The sequence below is a fragment of the Alteromonas sp. 1_MG-2023 genome (assembly GCF_030547075.1).
Lineage (GTDB): Bacteria > Pseudomonadota > Gammaproteobacteria > Enterobacterales > Alteromonadaceae > Alteromonas.
Genome location: NZ_JAUOQH010000008.1, coordinates 43,175 through 63,961 on the forward strand (window position 1 = coordinate 43,175; position 20,787 = coordinate 63,961).

Below are 20,787 nucleotides of genomic sequence, written 5' to 3' on the forward strand. Positions count from 1 at the left end.
AGACGGATATAAATAGGAAGCTTGATTGTAAGGGCGAGGTAAATATTAGGGCAATAGACTGTTAAAATAATGCAGGGGCTGGTGTTAACTGTAAAGTGTAACGTTTAGTTTTCAAGTGGTTTTAGACGTTTCCTGAATGCGATTTTTTCGATTTAACTCATTGTAAAATATCGTTTTGTTTTTATTCTAAAGGGCGTGCTTGTTGTCCATATATACGTACATTAAAGATTAGCGCCCACTGAATCTGAAGTTATATATCGCCATCGAAATGCTTGGTTAACCCTTTCCAGCAATCTACATAATCGTTTTGGCGAAGTGGAGTATCAAGCGCGAACGCCGTTGGGGCAATGGGAAAACGAGATTCAAACATAAATGCCAGTGTGTCTTTATATTTTTGAGGTATTAATTCGGCATTCGATGCTGCCTCGAATACGGAGGCTTCGGGGCCGTGTGGGGTAAAGCAATTATGTAAGCTCATGCCGCCAGGCACGAACCCTTTTTCTTTAGCATCATAACTGCCCTTGATTAAACCCATAAATTCACTCATCACATTTCTATGGAAATAGGGCGGACGGAAGGTGTTTTCAGCCACCATCCAACGTGGAGGGAATATCACAAAATCAACATTGGCCGTACCTTCAAGCTCAGAAGGCGAGGTTAGTACGGTAAAAATAGAAGGGTCAGGATGGTCAAAACTGACCGTATTAATCACATTAAAGTTTGCGAGTTTGTATTTGTAAGGCGCTGAATTGCCAACCCAAGCCACCACATCAAAAGGAGAATGTGAAAGTGGCGCTTGGTATAAAAGGCCACAAAACTTATTGATGATGACATGAGGCGTGTCCAAGTCCTCAAACCACGCGGTTGGGTACAAAAAGTCTCGTTGATTGGCAAATCCGTTCGCCCCCACAGGGCCTCGTTCTGGCAAGGTAAATGGTTGCCCATAGTTTTCGCAAATATAGCCTCGTATGGCCCCGCCCAGTGGTATTACGTTAAAACGCACGCCACGAGGGATCACCATAATTTCCCCCGCAGATAAATGTAACTTTCCGAACTCGGTTTTTATTTCCATTTCACCGTGTTGAGGTACAAATAACAATTCCCCATCAGATGAGTAAAACACCTTGTTACCCATAGGCGAATTAGCGCTGTAATAATGGATGCCCATTCCGGTTTGTTGCCTAGCGTCCCCACTGGTACCAATGGTGACTAAGCCTTCAACAAAATCTACGTAACTAATATCTGCAGGCAAAGGCAGTGGGTCCCACCGCATAACATTCGGTGGGCAAGGCTGTTGGGCTTGGGGCGCGGTTTTAATTTGGGTGTTTTCATAAGGGATAAAATCCCCCATGGTAACAGAGGGCCGTATTCTGTAAGTCCAACTGCGTCTGTTTTCAGCCCTGGGTGCAGTAAACGCGGTGCTACTGAATTGTTCGGCGTAGAGTTTGTAATTGATTTTCTGTGGGCAAAATTGCCCCTTTGGCAGTGCATTGGGTAAGGCTTCAGATTCATGCTCGTTATTAAAGCCCGATAAATAAGTTAGTTGATTCACCATACCCACCTTTTAAATACTGCTAATCTACAATGACACTCTTTATGTAGCGTAAATATTAATAAAAGGTAAATCAATTGTGTGCTGGTGATAGGGTTCATATAAAAAAATAATGTGTGATGATTTGTTTACGCTGGTGGAAACATCGGCGTCAAATGCACGGCTTATAGTAGTGGTTTCATAATGATGATGGCAGTCCCATTGATTTTACGGCTTTTACTGATAAATTAGGCTCAAACTATAAACATAGAGACAACACGTGGCACCGCTAGAAATTTATGCCGGCAATGGGGCAATGAATACCATTAAGCAACAAGGCTTTCACCCTGAAATATTTAGTTATTTTCTCGGCGCTTCAGGCGGACCCAAATGGTTTTCTCTTGCTGGGTTAGACAGGGTGCTTTTCCCTGAATGGTTCAAAAATGTCGATCATCAAATACATGTTATAGGGTCGTCTGCTGGTGCTTTTCGCGCAATTTGTGCGGTACAAGACGATCCGCTCGCCGCTATCAATCGACTCGCCACTTCTTATTCAACCACTACGTATAGTGATAAGCCTACGCCTGCAGAAATTACTAGAAAGGCAGTCGCGTTGGTACAAGAGATGGTGGATACCCAAGGCAAAAAAGAAGTACTGGCAAACGAGCGATTCAAAGCACATATTTTTGTGGCGAAGTGTTTAGGCGCTACCCGTCGCGAGCATAAGTTTTCGCAGTTATCGGGCCTTGCCATGAGTGCTGCGGCTAACGCGGTTACACGGAAAAACTTAGGTAGGTACTACACCCGCTGTATTTTTTCTTCCCCTAATACGAAGTTTTCAGTAAAAGATCCTTACCAACTTCCCACTGAACAATACGAATTAAATAACGAGAATATTCATAATGCACTGCTAGCTTCCGGCGCAATTCCCGTGGTACTTGAAGGTATTCGCGATATTGCTGGTGCGCCTCAGGCCATGTACCGGGATGGCGGAATTGTGGATTACCATTTCGACTTGGAATTTGGACCAGATAAAGGGTTGGTGCTTTATCCGCACTTTTACCCTAAGCCGATACCCGGTTGGTTCGACAAAGGCTTAAAACGCCGAGTAGCGCACAAAAATAGTTACGACAATGTAGTTATGCTGGTTCCCTCGGCAGAATTCGTAGCAAGCCTGCCGTATGGTAAAATTCCAGATCGCAAAGACTTTGAGCAACTCGATGCTGCCACTCGTATAAAGTATTGGCAAACGGTACTGCAAGAAACCGATAGGTTAGGGGAGTATTTTATGAAGATAGCGAGTGATGGCAGTATTGTAGATAAAATAAAGCCTTTGCCATTTGCACAGCGCGAGAACGTGTAATTCGGTGTGAAAATGCTCGTTTTTTTAATAAATGGTGGCAAATCAATCAAACACACATCTTAAACACAAAATATGCTTGCAGGACGCACTGCGCATCGCTATTATGCTCGCCGTCCTTCAGGCAGTTCTGCCGAAGCATTTTTTGCGACTATAGCTCAGTTGGTTAGAGCGCTACCTTGACATGGTAGAGGTCCCCTGTTCGAATCAGGGTAGTCGCACCATTTATTCTTCTCTTTGTTCTACAAACTCAATCAATCTCAAACTCAATCAATAACAACCTGATTTCTACCATTTTCTTTTGCTTGGTAGAGCACGTTATCAGCTTGCTTAATTAATGTATCTAATGATTGATTTGACTTGTTGCCTAGCGTTACTCCTACGCTAAACGTCATGTTGGTATTTTTCGAGAGGGCTTCAATGTCGTTGCAGTATTTTTGATAGGTCGCTGCTAGCTGTTTAAACGTATTTCGAATCGCGGTTTCATCCGCTGAATTTAAAACGAATAACCATTCCTCGCCGCCGTAACGACCAAAATCATCGTTTTTAGATAGTGTCTCTTTTGCAGCATTGGCAAAAGCAATAAGCACTAAGTCGCCAATGTCGTGGCCATATTCATCGTTAATTTTTTTAAAGTAATCTAAATCAACAATGGCAACGGTGATATTTTGCTGCGTTAGCTTAGTATTGGCGGCATTCAGTATTCCCCGACGATTAAGGCAGTTTGCGAGGTGATCTGTTGATGCCATACGGTGGTATTTTTTACGTTGTAGTGCTTGTCTGTAAAATAGTAGCAAGGCCACGAGAACCAAAATAAAAGCTATAGCGGCACTAAGGCGCCATATGATTTTTTGTTGGTTCTCTTCTTTAGCTTGTAATTCACTAATATTTTTTTGGTATTCTAATTTGCGAATTTGGTCTTCTTTTTCCTTTACCTCGAACTTTACCTGCAGAGCTTTAATATTACTTTCGCTAGTGGCATCATAGTGTTTGTTGGTGTAAAAAAGCTCTTTCTCGATAGCATCAAATGCGTCTTCAGTGCGATTTAGCTTTCGCTTTAACTCGTACCTTTCACTGAAAAACTTGGCTTTATAAACGCTGCGACTAAATTTATCTATGATGAGAAAAACGTCATCATTTATTTGTTCAGCTTTCGCTAAAGCACCTTGTTTTATATAGATATTGCTCAACAAAATCATAGAAGCGAGTTGCATATCATTAATGTCCGCAGACCTAGCCAGTTCTATATTTTCCTGTGCTAGTGTTAAGGCTGTTTCGTAATTTTCTTGAAGGTATTGAATGTTTGCAATTGAATACTGCGCAAAAGCCAGCCCCTTTTTCATATCCACTTTTTTAAAGTAGGCTAAAGCCTTATTTAAATAAATTAGGGCATTTGAGGTATCGTCATTTTCAAGAAGTATATTGCCTAAACTCCAATACGCTTTCGAAGTAAAAAGCCCATCGTTGGTTTTTTCGAAGGTGCTTACGGCCTTCTTCGCATAATATATCGCTTTTTCTTTGTCGTTAAGATAGCTATATGCATCAGCTATTTTACGATAAAAGTAGCCTTGGGATGCCACATCATCATTTTGTATAGCTAATTCAAGACCATCTAGCGCTGCTTTCAGCGTTTTTCTCAACGCGTCGTCAGCCGTATAGTAGTAGGCCAACGCGCGAAAAATAGTGATTTTTTCATTTATTGATTGTTGAGAAAGTTGATCTTCTAGTTTTTTAGCCAGCGCTTGCGCTGGGGCAGGATCGTCTATTCTTGTCAGAGACTTTAACTGCGACTCTAAAAACAACAAGTAAATATCGTTATGATTTATTAGCGCTTCATAATCTAAATAGTGTTGAAGGTGCGAGGTTAAAGCGGCGTATTTTTCCTGCCTAAAAAGCAGTTCTGCATACAGGGCAGCAGCTTGCAAATGAAGGGTTTCCCAATGTTGGTTTTTGCTAGAATTAAAGGCTCTGGTTAATTCATCTTCACTTTGCAAGTAATCGAGTTTACTTTGTCTTATGTTGTTAATTAACTGTTGTGTTACTTCACGATCCGGTACGTCTAAAAACGGGTTGCTTGCACTTTCTGAAGCGGCACTAGGAAGGCTGATAAAAAAGAGTAACGTCAGTGCTAAAGCGCTGAGCCAAACCTGCTTTGTTAACTCTCTTAATATTGTACTGTTATGAATAATTATCACTTTTTAACCAGTTGATATAGCTACGCTAATAGATACGCTAATAACTATAGCACTTCTTGAAAATAGTAAGACAATGCTTGTTACCCATACTCACTTAGTTGATATCATTTAAAAACATGACGTTTACATCAACGTTGTCATTTTCCATACGTTTAATAGTTTTTATTTTCTCCTCTCAATTCCCGCTGATTCCGATCTGGCCCTGAACTCCAGGTTGCGTAAAGAAAGCTTCAATTTTATGTAAATAATGTGTCACCTCGTAGTCATAAAACTCCCTCAGTATATTCGCCGCTAAGACCAGTTTAAGAGATGAAGGATGTTATTCCGTCTCGACCTAACGATTATAAAAAGGATAGTTAATGAAAATTCAAAGTTTACGTGGTTTAAAATATTCAGCGCTAGCTTTAGCGGTCGCGTTTGGTATTTCAGCTTGTTCATTAGAAGGCGATGACGGCAAAGATGGTGTAGCAGGAGCAGTCGGTGAACAAGGTGAACAAGGAGAGCAGGGCGAAGCAGGCGATTCAGCGGGCACACTAACCCGTATTGCTACTGTCCCACTAGGCGCTGAAGTTACCGGTATTTTCTTAACGGATGAAGGCGACCTTTTCTTCAACGTACAGCATCCTTCAGGTACAAACTCAGTGACCTCTGATGTTAACGCGATGCCAATCAACACAGGTACGGTAGGAGTTTTAGCTGGCGCTAACTTCAATAACTTGCCGGTTACACTTCCTAACTCGCCTGTACCTGCGTCTGATGAAGAAAAAGAAGTGGTAGTTTCTGCCATTGGACAATATCAAGTACTTGGCCAAACGGGTGATACTTTCGGCACTGAATTACCAGAAGGCCTAGGCCATATCTATACGTTAGATGGCGAAGAATTAGTGCTAGAAAACGATATGCCAGATTTTAATGGCTTTATTTCTACGGCGTCTGGCGAAGGTTATTTATTCTCGAACTGGGAAGAGCTACCAGGTGGCATGAGCCGCATGAAAGTAGAGCGTGACGATTATGGTATGTGGCAAGTGACCGAAGCCATGATGCTTGATTTCTCGCCCGTGTGGGGCACAGCAGCAAACTGCTTTGGTTCTATGTCACCTTGGAATACACCATTAACTTCGGAAGAATGGGTGGTTGATTCGGAAGTGGATTCTACAACGCTTCCTAGCTGGAATAACCCCGAGGCAGTAGCAACCGATGCGCGCCTTGGCCGCATGTGGCAGATGACCGCACCAGACGCATCAAACCCTTATAACTATGGTTATATTGCCGAAGTGACTGAGCCGCTTGCTGATGAACCTATCATTGTTAAGCACTTAGCTATGGGCCGCTACGAGCATGAAAACTCGACGGTAATGCCAGATGGAAAAACCGTTTATCTTTCACAAGATGATACCGGCGGTGTGTTGTTTAAATTTGTGGCTGACACCGCAGAAGACCTCTCAGCCGGTACACTATACGGTGCTAAGTTAACCCAAGATATTGGACAGAACGACCCTGCTACTACAGGTTTCGATGTTGAGTGGGTTGAACTTGCTAGTGGCGACAATATGACGATTCGCGCATGGGTAGATGAATACAACGGTATTGGCACAGACGATTATGTAGAAGGCCAAAGCTCTTACATTACCATGGCCGATGTAGAAGCGTGGGCGAATGGCGATGCTACTTACCCTAGCGTTGAAGATGGCGGAAGTAGCCAAACTGCAGGTGAACCAATGGACGATCGTGTGGCGTTTTTAGAATCACGTGCTGCTGCTCGTGCTAAAGGTGCTACCGCTGAATGGCGCAAGCTTGAAGGTATTTCAATTAACCTTAAACGGGCTGAAGAAGCAGTGGAAGGCACCGACACTATCGACGGTGAAGTGGTTGAAAATGCATATCTTTATATTGGTATTGCTGATTTAGACAACACTATGATTGATGATGAAGGTGACATGCAGCTTTCAGCTCGCGTTAAAGATTGTGGCGGTATTTACCGTGCCCGTTTAGAAACAGGGTATGACATCACGCGCATCGAGCCTGTAGTAATGGGCGGGACTTATCGTTCTAGCTTAACAGGTGCAGAGCGTTGTGACGTAGATCAGCTTTCTCAGCCTGATAACGTAGTTGTAATGAACGATGGTCGTATTTTAATTGGTGAAGACGGCTTCCAGGAAAACAATACGCTGTGGATGTACGAGCCAGCGGATAAGTAAGTTTTTCCTTTTAATTCATCCGGGCACATTTGTGCCCGGATTTTGTCGTTGTGACTATTATGAAAATACAATCTAAAATACTACTTTTACTCGCCGCTTCTTTGCTGCCTTTTCTGTTTGCTTGTTCTCCTGCCGAGCAAGTAGAAAACGTTCTCGTTAATAAAGAGCTAGCCGACGAAGCGTCGAACAATAATGTTAGCGAATACCCATACCGCGAAGGCGATGCAATCCCCGCATTAGCTTACATTGACCACAATGAAGTTTATAACCCAGAATCGGTTATTCCTCCTCAGTGTTACACCAAAACCCAAGGCCAAAATAACCCGTGTTACGCGTGTCATCAAAGTTATGATCGCAGCGAAAAACGTCCCAATCAAATGGGCGACGGTACACTTCAAGGGAATTATGAATTCTCAGATGTTGGGCTAACTAACAGCTGGAAAAACTTGTTTATAGATAGACGGGAATTAATTGCGGGCATAAAAGACGATGCTATTTTGGAATATATTACCCAAGATAACTACTCCGCTGCCATTGAGGGCGATAGCACTATTCCAAGCTATATGCATATCGAAAATTTAAGTGCTGGCGCGGCTGCGTTTGATGAAGACGGGCTCGCGAAAGACAATAGCGGCTGGGTATCGTATAACTATAAACCTTTCCCAAGTACCTTCTGGCCCACTAATGGTTCAACGGGCGACGCTATGATTCGACTGCCACAAGCCTTTCAGCAGCATAAAGGGCAATATAGCCGAGATATTTACTTAGCGAATTTAACCTTGGTTGAAATGGCGCTAAAAGAAGTGGATACCTTACCGGTACCAGGCATAAATGAGAAAGTACTGGGCACTGATATAAACGGCGATAATGCATTAAGTGAACAGGTCACAACCATGGTGCGCCAGCCTAGTTATATTGGCGATGCTGCTGATATTGAATTGGCGCATATGTTGTATCCTGAAGGCACCGAATTTTTGCACACCGTGCGCTATATCGGGGTTGATGAGAAGGGTGAAATTTACAACGCTGAACGCATGAAAGAAGTGCGCTATATGCAAAAACACCGCTTTAGAAGCCGCGAGAGTTTAGCATCAGCTTATTACGCAGAAGCGAAAGATAAGCACTTTGAAAACCTACCGCAAACCCGCTACTTAGGTGACCAAGGTATAGAAAACGGGTTTGGCTGGACCATTAATGGTTTCATTGAAAATGAGCAAGGTGAACTACGTGCACAGCATGATCAAGAACTCGCATTTTGTAATGGGTGCCACAAAACCGTAGGCTCTACGTTCGATCAAACCTTCTCTTTTGCTCGCAAGGTGCCAGGCAGCAATGGATGGGGTTATATTAACCTACACGCTATGGAAGATGTGCCCAATATAAACGAAGAGCAGGGTGAGTTTCTTACTTACATGCAACGGGTAGGTGGGGGCGATGAGTTTCGTCAAAACGGTGAAATGCTAGCCAAGTGGTTTACTGATAACGGCATGGTGAATGCTGAAAAAGTGAGTAAAGCAACCTCTGTTTATGAACTGATAACGCCAAGCCCTGACCGCGCATTAGCGCTAAACAAAGCTTACTTAACCATTGTACAAGAGCAGAGCTACTTGTTTGGCCGCGATGCGACACTCACAGAGGCCACCAACGTATTAAGTCAAATTGATGCTGCACAACCTCCGTTAAAGCCAGAACACCGTTTTAAATGGGACATGCGCTTAAATTGGAATGCGAAAGATACGGAAGAAGTGGCAGGGCAATAGGGCTTCTGATCTAGTACATGTCAGTGAGTTAATTAGCTAGCTGCAAAAGGCTCCGTTTACGATTCCTTTCTTAAGCTCACGGCGCTAAAAGCTATAGAAATAACAAAAGCTCACTACAGTATTGCAGTGAGCTTTTCCAATGGGTTTGGCAACACCATGGGGTATTTTGCCAACCAAAGACTACATTAGGGGCGCATGCCACCAAGGCCGATATGCTTCGTGAGTTGTTTCTGATTTATCATCTGCTGCACTTATTTCGCTATCAGCGTTAGTACTAACATTAGTAAAACCGCTATTACTAGCGTTCGACTCATTTATATCTGCTTGGATTGGGTTAGTGGTTTTTGATGCCGCTAGCTGTTGTAAATTAACGACTTCACCAAATTTTGGTGTTGAAACTTTCACCTGCTTTTGCTCTGCCAATGCAGTGATTTTTTCTAAAGGCTCAAACCAATTGTGCAATGCTAAATCAAACGTACTGTTATGAATAGGCATCATGACTTCGGCCTTCACATCAATATGCGCTCGCAAGCTTTGCTCTGGTAACATGTGAATTTCTGACCACATGTGGTTGTAAGCGCCGGTCTCAATTAGGCTTAAATCGAAAGGATAAATTCACCGTCAATTTTAAGCAGCAAACTGGAATGACCTAAGCGAATAATAGCATCGTGATCTAAGCTCAACAGAGTATCACGGGTAACTGGAATGACCGGAATAGGGAAGTCAGGTACTGCCGATTCGCGATCGTCGGTAAGGTAGGCTTTGGTGATTTTCCAAAGCGATGACAATTCAGTTTTATACACTATTTCAGTATTTTAAAATTTGCCGTCTGATACATTTGCTTGTAAACCGTTAGACAAAGCACTGCTGTTAAACATTAAACTAAACTGCGCGGTGTAGTTTATGGTGGTTTTTTGTAAAGTAAATTATTAATTGAATACTCTTGCTTTATTCGTCGGATAATCATCGAGTGAGACTATGACCTATGAGGAAATTATACTATTGAGCAGCATAGTATTTAACATGTATTAAATGGACGTAGTATCAATAAAAGAGACTGCATGGGCGAAAAAAGAGGGTATACCAAATTGATACTGAAGTGCTTAATTTTTTAGCGGAGTTAAAAAAGCTGACTTTATAGTCAGCTTCTTATTATTTAGGCTTTCACCGATTTAGCATTTTATTTTTTTTCTAGTTGCTAAAAATACAAGTGAAAATAGCGAAATAAGTAATGTTCCTGGCGAACTTGCACTGATCACTTGCTGTGCTTCTTGTCCAATACCAGTGGTAAAGTTATCCCACGTTGTAATGCCACCCGGATCTGTGCCGCCTACTCGTAACTGAGTGATTAAAGTCGTAGGAGAAAACACAATACCAAAAAATTCATCTACATTAGAACCTGGTGTTGAAAATAAATCGAATTGGGTTTCAGTACCGTCACTTTCAGTCAACCACATTGTCATACCACCGCCGTCATTGTCGTTAACGTCAAAGCCGATTGCATTTACTGCAGATGGAAATACTACATCAAAGGCGATGAGTGATGCGCTACCACGGCTACCGTATAAGCTACTTCCGCTAACTGAAATGCTACTTCCGTTGCCAGTAGAGGTAAATATATTGCCAAAAGCAGAAGTCAATCCACCATTGTTATTATTTGCTAGTCCAGTTAAATCATCGTTGTCAAATGAGAAAAGTTCAGCTTCCCAAGCTGCTCGGGCCTCGGCAACCGTCATTGTTACTGTTGAAGTAGGTGACGATGAACCTTGAAAAATAAGAGCAGCATTGGTGTTTAGAGCAAAAACTAGCGTAGCTAGCGTAAGTGTTATTTTTTTTATCATGTTATGAAACTTCCATTTAAATTAATCTACATAAGCGTAGAAAAATTTAGATGCAGCTTAAATCATGCCAACGTTTCAAGTTGCTGATATATATCAAATTTATATTGTTTTTCACTTTAACTGTAAAGTTAATTGACACTTGTGTGTTTAATTATTAAACAGTTTATGGTTGTTTTTATCTAATTTAAATCATTCTGTTAATTATCTAAAACTAGTGAAATTTTAACGACTGTGGCACGCATTCGTAAAATATTGACTACACTAAACGTTTAGCTTCAAAAAAGTAGATCAGAAGGTAGTGAATGGATAGTGCGGGTCCGATGAAGAAAAAGGATATTTTCGAGAAAACATTTGAACATTGTGGTGTGGGTTTAGCCCATGTCAGCCCGCACGGAGAACTTATCCGTGTGAACAGTATACTTAGTAGTTTTTTAGGTTATAGCAAGCAAACGTTAGTGAAAACGCCGTTTCAATCTATTACCGACCCAGCCCACCTTCAAGAAGATTTATACTTGCTTCACCAAGTGCTACGGGGTGAAATTGACACCTACAGCATTGAGAAAAAATATCTTCACGCTAAAGGACACTCTGTTTGGGCTAAGCTCACAGTTACCTTAGTTCGAGACGAAAAAGGAGAGCCTGACTATTTTATTTCTGTTGTTGAAGACATTGATGATAAGAAGCGAATTGAGTTTGAGCTATTTAAAGCAGAAGCACTTTTCAGCAAAATCGTAGCTGCGTTCTCTTCCCACACCTTTGTATGGGTGGCCGATCCTGATTTAACTCGGCTTCATTATATCAATGAAGGTTATCGCAATATTTATGGGCGTAACGAGTATGAACTACATGCCAAGCCAGATGGTTTTTTAGCTTATGTACATGATGATGATCGCTTGGTTGTTGAACAGGCGTATCAGGCAAAACCATTAAAAACATGGGATATACAGTACCGTATTAAAAATAGTAGGGGTGAAATAAGATACATTCACGATAGAGGAATGCCGTTATTTGATGAAAGCGAAGAGCAGATATTAGTAGTTGGTACAGCCGATGATGTCTCTCATGAAAAAGAACAACAGCAAGCTTTATTAGAGGCAATTTCTAAACTCGAATACCTTTCAAAAATTGACCCGCTTACCGGTATATCAAACCGCAGAGAAATGTTTATTCAGCTAGATCGTGAAATACAGCGAATGAACCGAGGCCAACACCCTTCTACTCTGGTATTTGTCGACCTTGATAATTTCAAGGGCATTAATGATACCTTTGGACACAAGGCGGGAGATAAAGCCTTGGTCGAATTCTCTAACATCATGAAAAGTACCCTTCGTGAAACCGACCGTTTTGCACGGTTAGGGGGCGATGAGTTTGTCTTATTGTTGTTTGGTTCGTCTGATGCGGAGACTGAGATATTCTTCAAGCGGTTAGACAGCGTGTCGTTCGAGATTAAATTTGATGAGGAGATGAGCCTTTCTACTGAGATATCAAAAAGCTCAGAAGCTCCAGAATCAAAAGAAGCCGATGAAACGAACACCAGCACCAGCAACAATACCAGCAACAGCAGTACAGCCTTGTCGTTCAGCTTAGGTTGGCAAACATGGCATCCAGAAATCGTCACGGCTCAGAATTGGGTAGATGCTGCGGATGAAGCTATGTACAAACAAAAACGCCAGCATCATGAAAATGCTGGCGCTCAAAAAGCAGGCTAAAAAGCGGATTAAAAAGTGGGCTAAAAGTGCGTTAAAAAATGCGCAATTTTGAAAATTCCCCTTACATTTGTTTAGTCGGCTTTTTTACTATGCGTAGTGGCAAACCACGCCGCTATTTCAGCTCGTTCTTCTTCCGTCATGCCGGTTTTATTTAAAAACGGCATGTCTTTGGTCACGGTAGTGCGTCTTACTAACTGAGGCGCATACCGGGTGATATCTTCCCAACTATCTAGCACCACACCAAGCGGGGCAACTTTGAATATATCATCAGTAGGGGTACGCGAATGACAGCCCACACAATGGGTATTCACAAGCTCTGTGACGCGTTCATCCGTTACCACAGCCATACTTTTATTATCAGATTCGCTCTCAGAGCCAGCTACCTCAACATGCGCTGGCGTTTGCGGCCATGAAACCCAAAGGGCAATGGCGAGCATGGCAATAGCACCTGTGACTAATATTGATGGTTTAGTTTTACCTACATGACGTAGATTAAAGAAGTGTCTTATCCACGCTGCAGCCGCCATTAACGCAATAAGTACCAACCAATTTTGTTCATGCTGATAGGTCATAGGGTAATGATTTGAAATCATGATGAACAATAACGGCAAGGTGAAGTAGTTATTGTGCATCGAACGTAATTTAGCGCCTGCACCCCATTGTGGGTCGATACTTTCTTTCGCTTGTACTGCAGCTACCATTTTACGTTGGTTTGGCATAATGTTGAAAAACACATTCCCAACCATAATGGTACCAATTAACGCACCTACATGAATGTAAGCACCGCGACCACTAAACCATTGTGTTGACAGGTAGGTCACTACGCAAATAAGGGTTACTAAACATAAAGCAAAAACGATAGGGTATTTAGCCAGCGGGCTTCTGCAGGCAAATTCGTAGATAGCAATGCCACCAAAAATAAGCCCAAGACCTAAGGATATCGCCATCGTAGGCGACATATCGTTAACTTGCGGGTCAATCAAGTACGCTGAAGCGCCAAAGTAATACACAATAATTAGAAGTGCAAAGCCCGAAAGCCAAGTGGTATAAGCTTCCCATTTAAACCAGTGCAAAGTTTCTGGCATTTTCTCTGGGCCATAAGCATACTTAGCAACTTCGTAGAAGCCGCCGCCATGTATAGCCCATAAATCGCCTTTAATGCCTTTATCTTCTTTCCACTTAGGCGGGGTGCGCAAATTATTGTCTAACCAGACAAAATAAAACGACGCACCAATCCACGCCACACCGGCAATAACGTGAAACCAGCGTACAAATAAGCTTATCCAATCAAGCCATGGCATAGTGTGTTTCCTTCTTATTATAACAGCATTGACCGCTTATCCAGGTTTCTGCAATAGCGCGATCATCACCCAAAATACTAAGTGCAAAAAAGACATCGTCAAATTCTGCATTGGGCTTAATTCGTAATTCCATCAGTTCATCGTAACGTGGCGTTACAATAATAAAATCGGCAACCGTATTAGGGTTTAGGTTGCCAATTTCGTCATCTAGTTTATGTGCTACTGCAGCGCCTTGGGTCATCAAATAAAACCCTTCAATAGGGCAAATAGGTGCGTGGCGCAACTGGCTAACCTTATAGGCATCACCATAGGTTTTTAACATACTAAAACTAGTACCTGCGCCTACGTCAGTAGCCAATGCAACATGCACATTGTTTTCTTTCGCGGTTTGCAAATCAAACAGACCGCTACCTAAAAACAGGTTCGATGTGGGGCAAAACGCCAAAGTCGCCTCTGCTTCGCCTAAGCGCTGCCATTCCTCGCTAGAAAGATGAATACCATGGCCAAAAACAGCGCGGGGGCGTACCAAGTTGTATTTGTCGTACACATCTAAATAACCAGATGCCTTCGGGAACAAGGTTTTAACCCATGCAATTTCATCTACATTTTCAGACAAGTGGGTTTGCACAAAAACATCTTTGTATTGGGTTGCTAGTTCGCCCAACGCCGCTAATTGCGCTTCAGAGCTAGTGGGCGCAAACCTAGGCGTGATCGCATAGCGATTTCGGCCTGTGTTGTGCCACTTTTCAATTAATACGGCACTGTCCTTTTGCGCAGTGTCTGGGCAATCTTGCAAGTCTGCTGGGCAATTTCTGTCCATACACACTTTACCTGCCACTATCGCCATGTCTATTTCGCTGGCGGCACTAAACAAAGCGTTACAACACCCTTGGTGTACCGATGAAAAAACGAAGCCAGTCGTCGTGCCGTTCTTTAATAACTGTTGCAAGAAAACCTTGGCAATCTTCTGCGCATGTTCCACGCTAGCAAACTGCTTTTCAGTAGGAAACGTATAGTTTTCTAACCAACTTAATAGCTGTTCGCCATAGCTGGCAATACTCTCAGTTTGCGGGTAGTGCAAGTGGCTGTCTATTAGCCCAGGTAAAATCCAGCTGTCTTTATGATTGTGCAGCACGGCATTAGGGTATTGCTCACGCATGCTTTTAAACGAGCCGGTCGCGATAATTTTCTTGCCATCTATCACCAATCCACCATCGTGAATAACGGCAATATCTTCAGCAAAAGAAGATGACGCAGTACTAGGCGTTGGGAAATGTGCAATATTCGCACGAAAAAGCTGCATTATAATTAGCTGCCTCTGTAACTGCTGAAGCCAAAAGGAGAGATAAGCAAAGGCACATGGTAATGACCGCCGTTACTTTCAAGTTCAAACGCAATATCAATATGCGGGTAAAAGCTCTTTCCATGGGTGGCAATTAAGTAGTCATGACTATGAAAACGCAGTGTATACACACCCGCTTCGAATTTCTGACCCCATTGATTGAAACGTCCATCGTTATCGGTTTTACCGGTAAGTACGTCGCCATTAGGCAAGGTAAGCGTAAGTGCAATGCCTTCAACAGGTTTGCCCGATGTAGTGTCTAATACATGACTAGATAAGGTATTCATTAATGTTCGTCCTTGGCAGTTAACGCTTTGTCTATGCGTAACAGGGTAATCTTAATTTGTTCTTGGGCGGCGTTACGAATTTCTTCATCAGTGCTGTTCGGTAATCGTTCTTGCAAGGCACTAAGCATTGCGTCAGCCGACAGCCCAGTGGCACAAATGATGAAAATAAAACCATGCTTATCAAGATATGCTTGATTGGCTTCTTTCAACGTAAGCAGTGTAGCTTCTGATGCACTGGCTGTGCCTGATTGCTCACCGCTGGCAATGGCTTTCGTGTTGGCAAACTTTTTACGTAACGAATCTACATCGCCAATCATAGGATGGGCGGTGAAAGCTTCTAAAAAATCTTCGTTGCCACATTTTGACCATGCCACTTTTGCATATTCTTTCACATCGTTAACGGTGGAAAAAGGGCGTCCGTTAACCATGCTATAAATCCATGACTGTGCTGCGCAGGTTTGTTGAAACCAATCGGTAGCAGCGCTGGCCGATAGGGTATTAAGTTCGTTTAAGGTCATGCATTATGTTCCTTACTTTCAAATGTCGCGGCTTTAGTAACAGCAGCATCTTGATTATTGTCTTCACTGGCGTGCAAACGCTGAATAATTTGTGAAGCAATAGACACCGCCACCTCAATAGGGCGCTTGCCAGGTATTGAAGTATCGCCAATAGGGGTTGCTAAGCGCGCTAGATCACTTTCATTAAAACCACGGTGTTCTAATTTAGTAATGAAACGCTTGGCTTTAGTTTCTGAACCAATAAGCCCCACAAAGGGCAATGCAGGGTATTTTAAGGCTTGCTCGGTAATGCGGTAATCGAGTTGATGGTCGTGCGTTAAGATTACCAACCACGTGTTTTCTTCAAGCCCACGCACTTCCGTTTCTGGTGCTTCTTCTACCACTTTTTTGACGTTTGCTGGTAGCGGGTGGCTGAACAAATCTTCACGGCTATCAATCCACGAAATGCGAAATGGAAGCTGAGCCAAAATAGGAACCAGTGCTTTTGCCACATGCCCTGCGCCAAAAATAGCGATGTGCTGCGCATGGCGATTGCACACTTCAAACAACACTTTAACAGCACCGCCACAGCATTGCCCAAGCTTACTGCTAAGGGGGTATGAACGTATTTCGGTGCTAGCATTTTCTTTACCACGGCTTCCGCCGCTTAGCATCTCACGAGCTGTTTTAATGGCGTCGAACTCTAGATGCCCGCCGCCAATGGTATCAATACTTTGTGCATCGGTAACCACCATTTTGCTACCGGCTTCACGGGGAGTAGAGCCAGCAATGCTAATAACCGTCACGATAACGTAGGGCGCACCATCTTGCTGACACTGGGCTACCGCCTCATACCAGGTACTCGCTTTCATTGCTGTGCCTGTTGTGTATTCTGGTCCGATTTAAAATGCGCTGGGTGTTGCAGCTGCGCTGTTTTTTGCATTTGTATTACGGCATTAAGTACCCGCTCTGGCGTGGCGGGTGTATCTAATTGTGGATCTTGGGTGTAACCAGAAATACTTGAAATGGCATCTTTCAAAGCACACCACACTGAAATTGCTAACATGAACGGCGGCTCACCTACGGCCTTTGAGTGGTAAATACTGTCTTCCGCGTTTTCTCTGCCAAAAAGTTTCACATCGAAATGCTTAGGAGTATCGCCAATAGCAGGAATTTTATACGTAGCCATGTTTTCACTGGTTAATCGGCCATCGCTATTCCACACCAGTTCTTCTGTGGTTAGCCAGCCCATGCCTTGAATGAAAGCACCTTCTATTTGGCCAATATCAATGGCGGGGTTTAAGCTATTACCCACATCGTGAAGCACGTCTACTTTATCAACGCAATATTCACCACTTAATGTATCGACAGATACTTCACTTACCGACACGCCGTAAGAGAAGTAGAAAAACGGGCGGCCATCGCCGGTTTCGCGATTGTAATGCAGTTTAGGGGTTTTATAGAATCCATTAGCCGATAAAGACACGCGGTCAAAATACGCCACCTGTACTAAATCGCTAAACGCTTTTTGATGTTCGCCTAATACTAGGTTACCGGCAGTAAACTGTACCTTTTCGGCTTGATCTGGCATACCTAGCTCGGTAGCAAAGCATAGCGCTAAGCGTTCCTTTAAGGTAATACAAGCATTTTGAACCGCTTTACCATTTAGGTCGGTGCCGCTCGACGCCGCGGTTGGTGAAGTGTTCGGTACTTTGTCGGTACGGGTGGCAGTCACTTCAATCATATCCATCGATACACCAAATTCATTCGCTGCAATCTGAGCAATTTTGGTGTGTAAGCCTTGGCCCATTTCTGTGCCGCCGTGATTCACTTGAATGCTACCGTCGGTATAAATGTGTACCAGCGCGCCGGCTTGGTTCAAATGCTTTGCGGTAAAGGAAATACCAAACTTAACCGGCGTTAGCGCAAGGCCTTTTTTAATAACAGGGCTGTTGCGGTTGAATTCGGTAATAGTGTCTCTGCGTGCCCAATAATCAGCGTCTTTTTCAAGTTTCGCTATCATTTCAGGCAATAAGTTGTGTTCTACTTCCATCCCATAAGGGGTAGTAGTGCCGGTTTCTGGCCCGTATAAGTTTTGTTTACGTACGGTCAGCGGATCTACTTCTAGTTTGCGTGCCATGGCGTCCATCATGGCTTCTGCCATAATCATCCCTTGCGGGCCGCCAAAACCACGGTAAGCGGTATGCGATACCATGTTAGTTTGCAGGCGATGACCTACAATGTTGCTTGCACCTAAAAAGTAACCGTTATCGGCATGAAACATGGCTCTGTCCACAATAGCGTCAGACAAGTCAGGCGAATGCCCACAATTACCATTAATATCTACTTTTGTGGCAACAATTTTACCGTTTTCGTTAAAGCCTACTTCGAAGCTGTTATCGAAAGGATGGCGTTTACCGGTTACATGCATATCAGTACTGCGAGGTAAGCGACACTTCACTGCGCATTGATTGCGCGAAGCTAACAGTGAAGCTAAACAAGCCCACTGAGCCGCTTGGGTTTCTTTACCACCAAACCCGCCACCCATGCGGCGCATGTCTACCATCACATGATGCAGCTTAATATCGAGCACTTCAGCCACTAGCTTTTGCACTTCACTAGGGTGTTGGCTTGAGGTATACACCTTCATGCGACCATCTTCGTCTGGAATAGCCAGCGACACTTGCCCTTCAAGATACATATGCTCTTGGCCGCCAATAGAAAGGTGGCCTTTACAGCTTAAAGGCGCAGTGGCAAGTTGTGTATCAGCATCGCCTTGACCGAACCTATGAGTAGGACGCACAAAACGTTCATGTTTGTGTGCTTCTTCGGTGGTGAATACTGCTGCTGTAGGGATGACCTTAATGGTACCTTTTAATGCCGCTTTACGGGCTAAATGTACCGAGGTAGCAAGTACGGCAAAATAAGGCTGACCGTAAAATTTAACTTCGCCATTAGCAAGAAGCGGATCGCCTTCGAAAACCGGCCCAATATCTTTATGACCAGGTACATCGTCGATGGTGATAACATCTACCACACCTTCACTTGCGCGTACGGCAGCTAAATCCATAGATTCAATAATGCCTGCCGCGCACTGGCTGGTGCCTACTGCGGCGTAAAGGGTGCCTTGTGGCTCAACTAAGTCATCAATGTATTTGGCACTACCTTGAACCTGTCTTGCAGCACTTTCATGCTTTACCGACGTATGAACAACCTGAGTTGAGGCTGAATCTTTCGCGCTATCGATAAGTTTACGCATGTTGCACCACCCGAGTTTCAATCTTGTTTCTTGCATGACTGCTTGTAGCACTGCCAGATTGGCTAGCGCTTTGATGCTCCAACCAGAATCGATGCCATAAATTAGCCAATACAGTTTTACGATATTCTGCGCTAGCTCTTACATCATCAATAGGAGAGAAGGCTTCGCCTAAAATTTGTTTACCAATACTCAAGCATTCGCTACTTGCCCATTGTTTGCCTTTTAGTGCGCTATTCAGTGCTTCACAACTAGCAGGGGTTGCGGCAACACCGCCAAATCCAGTGCTAACATCTTCCACTTTGCCGTCATTCAAGGTTACCTTGAACACAGCACACACGGCAGAAATATCATCCTCCATGCGTTTTGAAATTTTGTACGCGGCCACTAATTCATTGGCCGTTAGGTAAGGAATTTCAATGGCAGATAGCCATTCACCTTTTTCTAGCGCGGTTTGGCGATAGCCAGTAAAAAACGAATTCACAGGTACAGCGCGAGTGTCTGTTCCGTTATCGATATGCAGCACAGCGTTCAAGGCAAGCAGTACCGGCGGCATATCACCAATAGGTGACGCGTTCGCTACGTTACCGCCTAACGTTGCTTGGTTACGAATAGGTAATGAGGCAAAGCGGGTGATTAATTCTGCTAATTGTGGAAAGTGCCCTAACAAAGGTTGAGTCAAATCACTAAGCGGTGTGGCTGCACCAAAGGTGATCGAATGTTCATTTGCAGTGCATCCATTTAGTGATTTCACGCCACTTAAACTAATTAGCGTGCTCACGTCTTTAAGTTGTTGAGTGAACATCAAACTTAAATCGGTACTGCCTGCCACTAAGAGCGCATCAGGATGTTGTGCAATGGCATTAGCTAATGCGGCCCGAGAATCTGGAACAAGCAAATTATTGGTGCCAAGTACTGGTGTACCGATTAGTTGCTTTAACGAACTTAGGGTAGATGATTCGTTACGCGCGAATGTGTCATCAGGCGTGTTTCCACACACGGATAATGCCGCATCAATAATAGGGCGGTAGCCGGTACAACGGCATAAATTACCCGAGAGCGCATGCAACACATCATCGCGATTTGGCGTGCCATCTTGATGATACAAAGCAAACATAGACATAATAAACCCAGGCGTACAGAAACCGCACTGCGAGCCATGAAAGTCGATAAGTGCTTGTTGTACGGGGTGTAGCTTAGTGTCTTGGGTAAGATGTTCTACTGCAATAAGTTGTTTGCCGTGAACCGCCGACATTAACGTAAGACAACTATTTACCGTACGGTAATGCAAAGCATCAAATTTATCGTTAGGTTCTGCAATTACCACGGTACATGCGCCACAATCACCTGCTGCACAACCTTCTTTAGTACCGTTAAGTTTTCTGTGCTCGCGTAAGAATTGAAGTAACGTCAGGTCAGCCCGGGTATCGTCCAATTCAACGAGTTGTTGATTAATAAGAAAGCGAATCATACCCGCACCTCATCACTATTTTCATTGATATATCCATTA

General features: G+C 43.5%; 16 protein-coding genes and 1 tRNA gene. 5 read left to right on the plus strand and 12 right to left on the minus strand.

Translation table 11 applies throughout. From position 1 onward, the window contains the following. Window positions 1–250: 250 nt before the first annotated feature. Window positions 251–1,555, minus strand: coding sequence for a homogentisate 1,2-dioxygenase (gene hmgA, locus Q4561_RS10245; protein ID WP_303459935.1), 1,305 nt, complete (start codon window positions 1,553–1,555; stop codon window positions 251–253). Window positions 1,556–1,811: 256 nt separating this feature from the next. Here hmgA and Q4561_RS10250 point away from each other — a divergent pair, with 256 nt between their 5' ends. Further along, entirely contained in the window at window positions 1,812–2,894 is a 1,083-nt protein-coding gene (locus Q4561_RS10250; protein ID WP_303459938.1) for a patatin-like phospholipase family protein, read from the plus strand. Between the two features lie 144 nt (window positions 2,895–3,038). Then, window positions 3,039–3,115, plus strand: a tRNA-Val gene (locus tag Q4561_RS10255). Window positions 3,116–3,157: 42 nt separating this feature from the next. Here the strand turns inward: Q4561_RS10255 and Q4561_RS10260 are convergent. Beyond that, window positions 3,158–5,086 carry a diguanylate cyclase gene (locus tag Q4561_RS10260; protein ID WP_303459941.1) on the minus strand — a complete coding sequence of 643 codons (1,929 nt, stop codon included), beginning with the start codon at window positions 5,084–5,086 and terminating at the stop codon, window positions 3,158–3,160. Between the two features lie 359 nt (window positions 5,087–5,445). Between Q4561_RS10260 and Q4561_RS10265 the strand changes: the two genes are divergently transcribed. Together Q4561_RS10265 and Q4561_RS10270 are read left to right on the plus strand one after the other, a co-directional pair. Then, complete coding sequence (locus tag Q4561_RS10265) at window positions 5,446–7,284, plus strand: alkaline phosphatase PhoX (protein ID WP_303459944.1); 1,839 nt, start codon at window positions 5,446–5,448, stop codon at window positions 7,282–7,284. Window positions 7,285–7,343: 59 nt separating this feature from the next. Next, window positions 7,344–9,044, plus strand: a complete 1,701-nt coding sequence (locus Q4561_RS10270) for a hypothetical protein (RefSeq protein WP_303459945.1) — start codon at window positions 7,344–7,346, stop codon at window positions 9,042–9,044. Window positions 9,045–9,224: 180 nt separating this feature from the next. Here Q4561_RS10270 and Q4561_RS10275 read toward each other — a convergent pair whose 3' ends face one another. The 3 genes from Q4561_RS10275 to Q4561_RS10285 all read right to left on the minus strand — a co-directional run bounded on the left by Q4561_RS10275 (window position 9,225) and on the right by Q4561_RS10285 (window position 10,885). After that, window positions 9,225–9,611, minus strand: a complete 387-nt coding sequence (locus Q4561_RS10275) for an MBL fold metallo-hydrolase (protein WP_303459948.1) — start codon at window positions 9,609–9,611, stop codon at window positions 9,225–9,227. A 29-nt stretch (window positions 9,612–9,640) separates the two neighbouring features. Continuing rightward, window positions 9,641–9,847, minus strand: a complete 207-nt coding sequence (locus tag Q4561_RS10280; protein ID WP_303459951.1) for a hypothetical protein — start codon at window positions 9,845–9,847, stop codon at window positions 9,641–9,643. 369 nt (window positions 9,848–10,216) lie between these two features. Then, entirely contained in the window at window positions 10,217–10,885 is a 669-nt protein-coding gene (locus Q4561_RS10285; protein WP_303459954.1) for a hypothetical protein, read from the minus strand. A gap of 302 nt (window positions 10,886–11,187) precedes the next feature. On the opposite strand from Q4561_RS10285, the gene Q4561_RS10290 reads away from it, so the two are divergent. Next, window positions 11,188–12,594 (plus strand): sensor domain-containing diguanylate cyclase, encoded by a 1,407-nt coding sequence (locus Q4561_RS10290; RefSeq protein ID WP_303459956.1) that lies wholly within the window; start codon window positions 11,188–11,190, stop codon window positions 12,592–12,594. Window positions 12,595–12,665: 71 nt separating this feature from the next. Here Q4561_RS10290 and Q4561_RS10295 read toward each other — a convergent pair whose 3' ends face one another. Genes Q4561_RS10295 through xdhA form a run of 7 tightly spaced genes read right to left on the minus strand, consistent with a single transcriptional unit; the run spans window position 12,666 to window position 20,748 of the window. After that, complete coding sequence (locus Q4561_RS10295; protein WP_303459958.1) at window positions 12,666–13,895, minus strand: urate hydroxylase PuuD; 1,230 nt, start codon at window positions 13,893–13,895, stop codon at window positions 12,666–12,668. After that, a complete protein-coding gene (gene guaD / locus Q4561_RS10300) occupies window positions 13,882–15,198 on the minus strand; it encodes a guanine deaminase (protein ID WP_303459961.1) in 1,317 nt (438 codons plus the stop codon). The genes Q4561_RS10295 and guaD overlap by 14 nt, the downstream gene beginning before the upstream one ends. Before the next feature lie 5 nt (window positions 15,199–15,203). Next, window positions 15,204–15,524: a hydroxyisourate hydrolase gene (gene uraH, locus Q4561_RS10305; RefSeq protein ID WP_057792616.1), complete on the minus strand. Its 321-nt coding sequence runs from the start codon at window positions 15,522–15,524 to the stop codon at window positions 15,204–15,206. Further along, on the minus strand, window positions 15,524–16,042 hold the full coding sequence (gene uraD, locus Q4561_RS10310) for a 2-oxo-4-hydroxy-4-carboxy-5-ureidoimidazoline decarboxylase (protein WP_303459965.1): 519 nt from the start codon (window positions 16,040–16,042) through the stop codon (window positions 15,524–15,526). Before uraD ends, uraH begins: the two co-directional genes overlap by 1 nt. Continuing rightward, window positions 16,039–16,893 carry a xanthine dehydrogenase accessory protein XdhC gene (gene xdhC, locus Q4561_RS10315; protein WP_303459968.1) on the minus strand — a complete coding sequence of 285 codons (855 nt, stop codon included), beginning with the start codon at window positions 16,891–16,893 and terminating at the stop codon, window positions 16,039–16,041. The genes uraD and xdhC overlap by 4 nt, the downstream gene beginning before the upstream one ends. After that, window positions 16,890–19,280, minus strand: coding sequence for a xanthine dehydrogenase molybdopterin binding subunit (xdhB, locus tag Q4561_RS10320; RefSeq protein ID WP_303459971.1), 2,391 nt, complete (start codon window positions 19,278–19,280; stop codon window positions 16,890–16,892). The genes xdhC and xdhB overlap by 4 nt, the downstream gene beginning before the upstream one ends. After that, window positions 19,273–20,748 (minus strand): xanthine dehydrogenase small subunit, encoded by a 1,476-nt coding sequence (gene xdhA / locus Q4561_RS10325; protein ID WP_303459973.1) that lies wholly within the window; start codon window positions 20,746–20,748, stop codon window positions 19,273–19,275. The genes xdhB and xdhA overlap by 8 nt, the downstream gene beginning before the upstream one ends. Window positions 20,749–20,787: the final 39 nt, after the last annotated feature.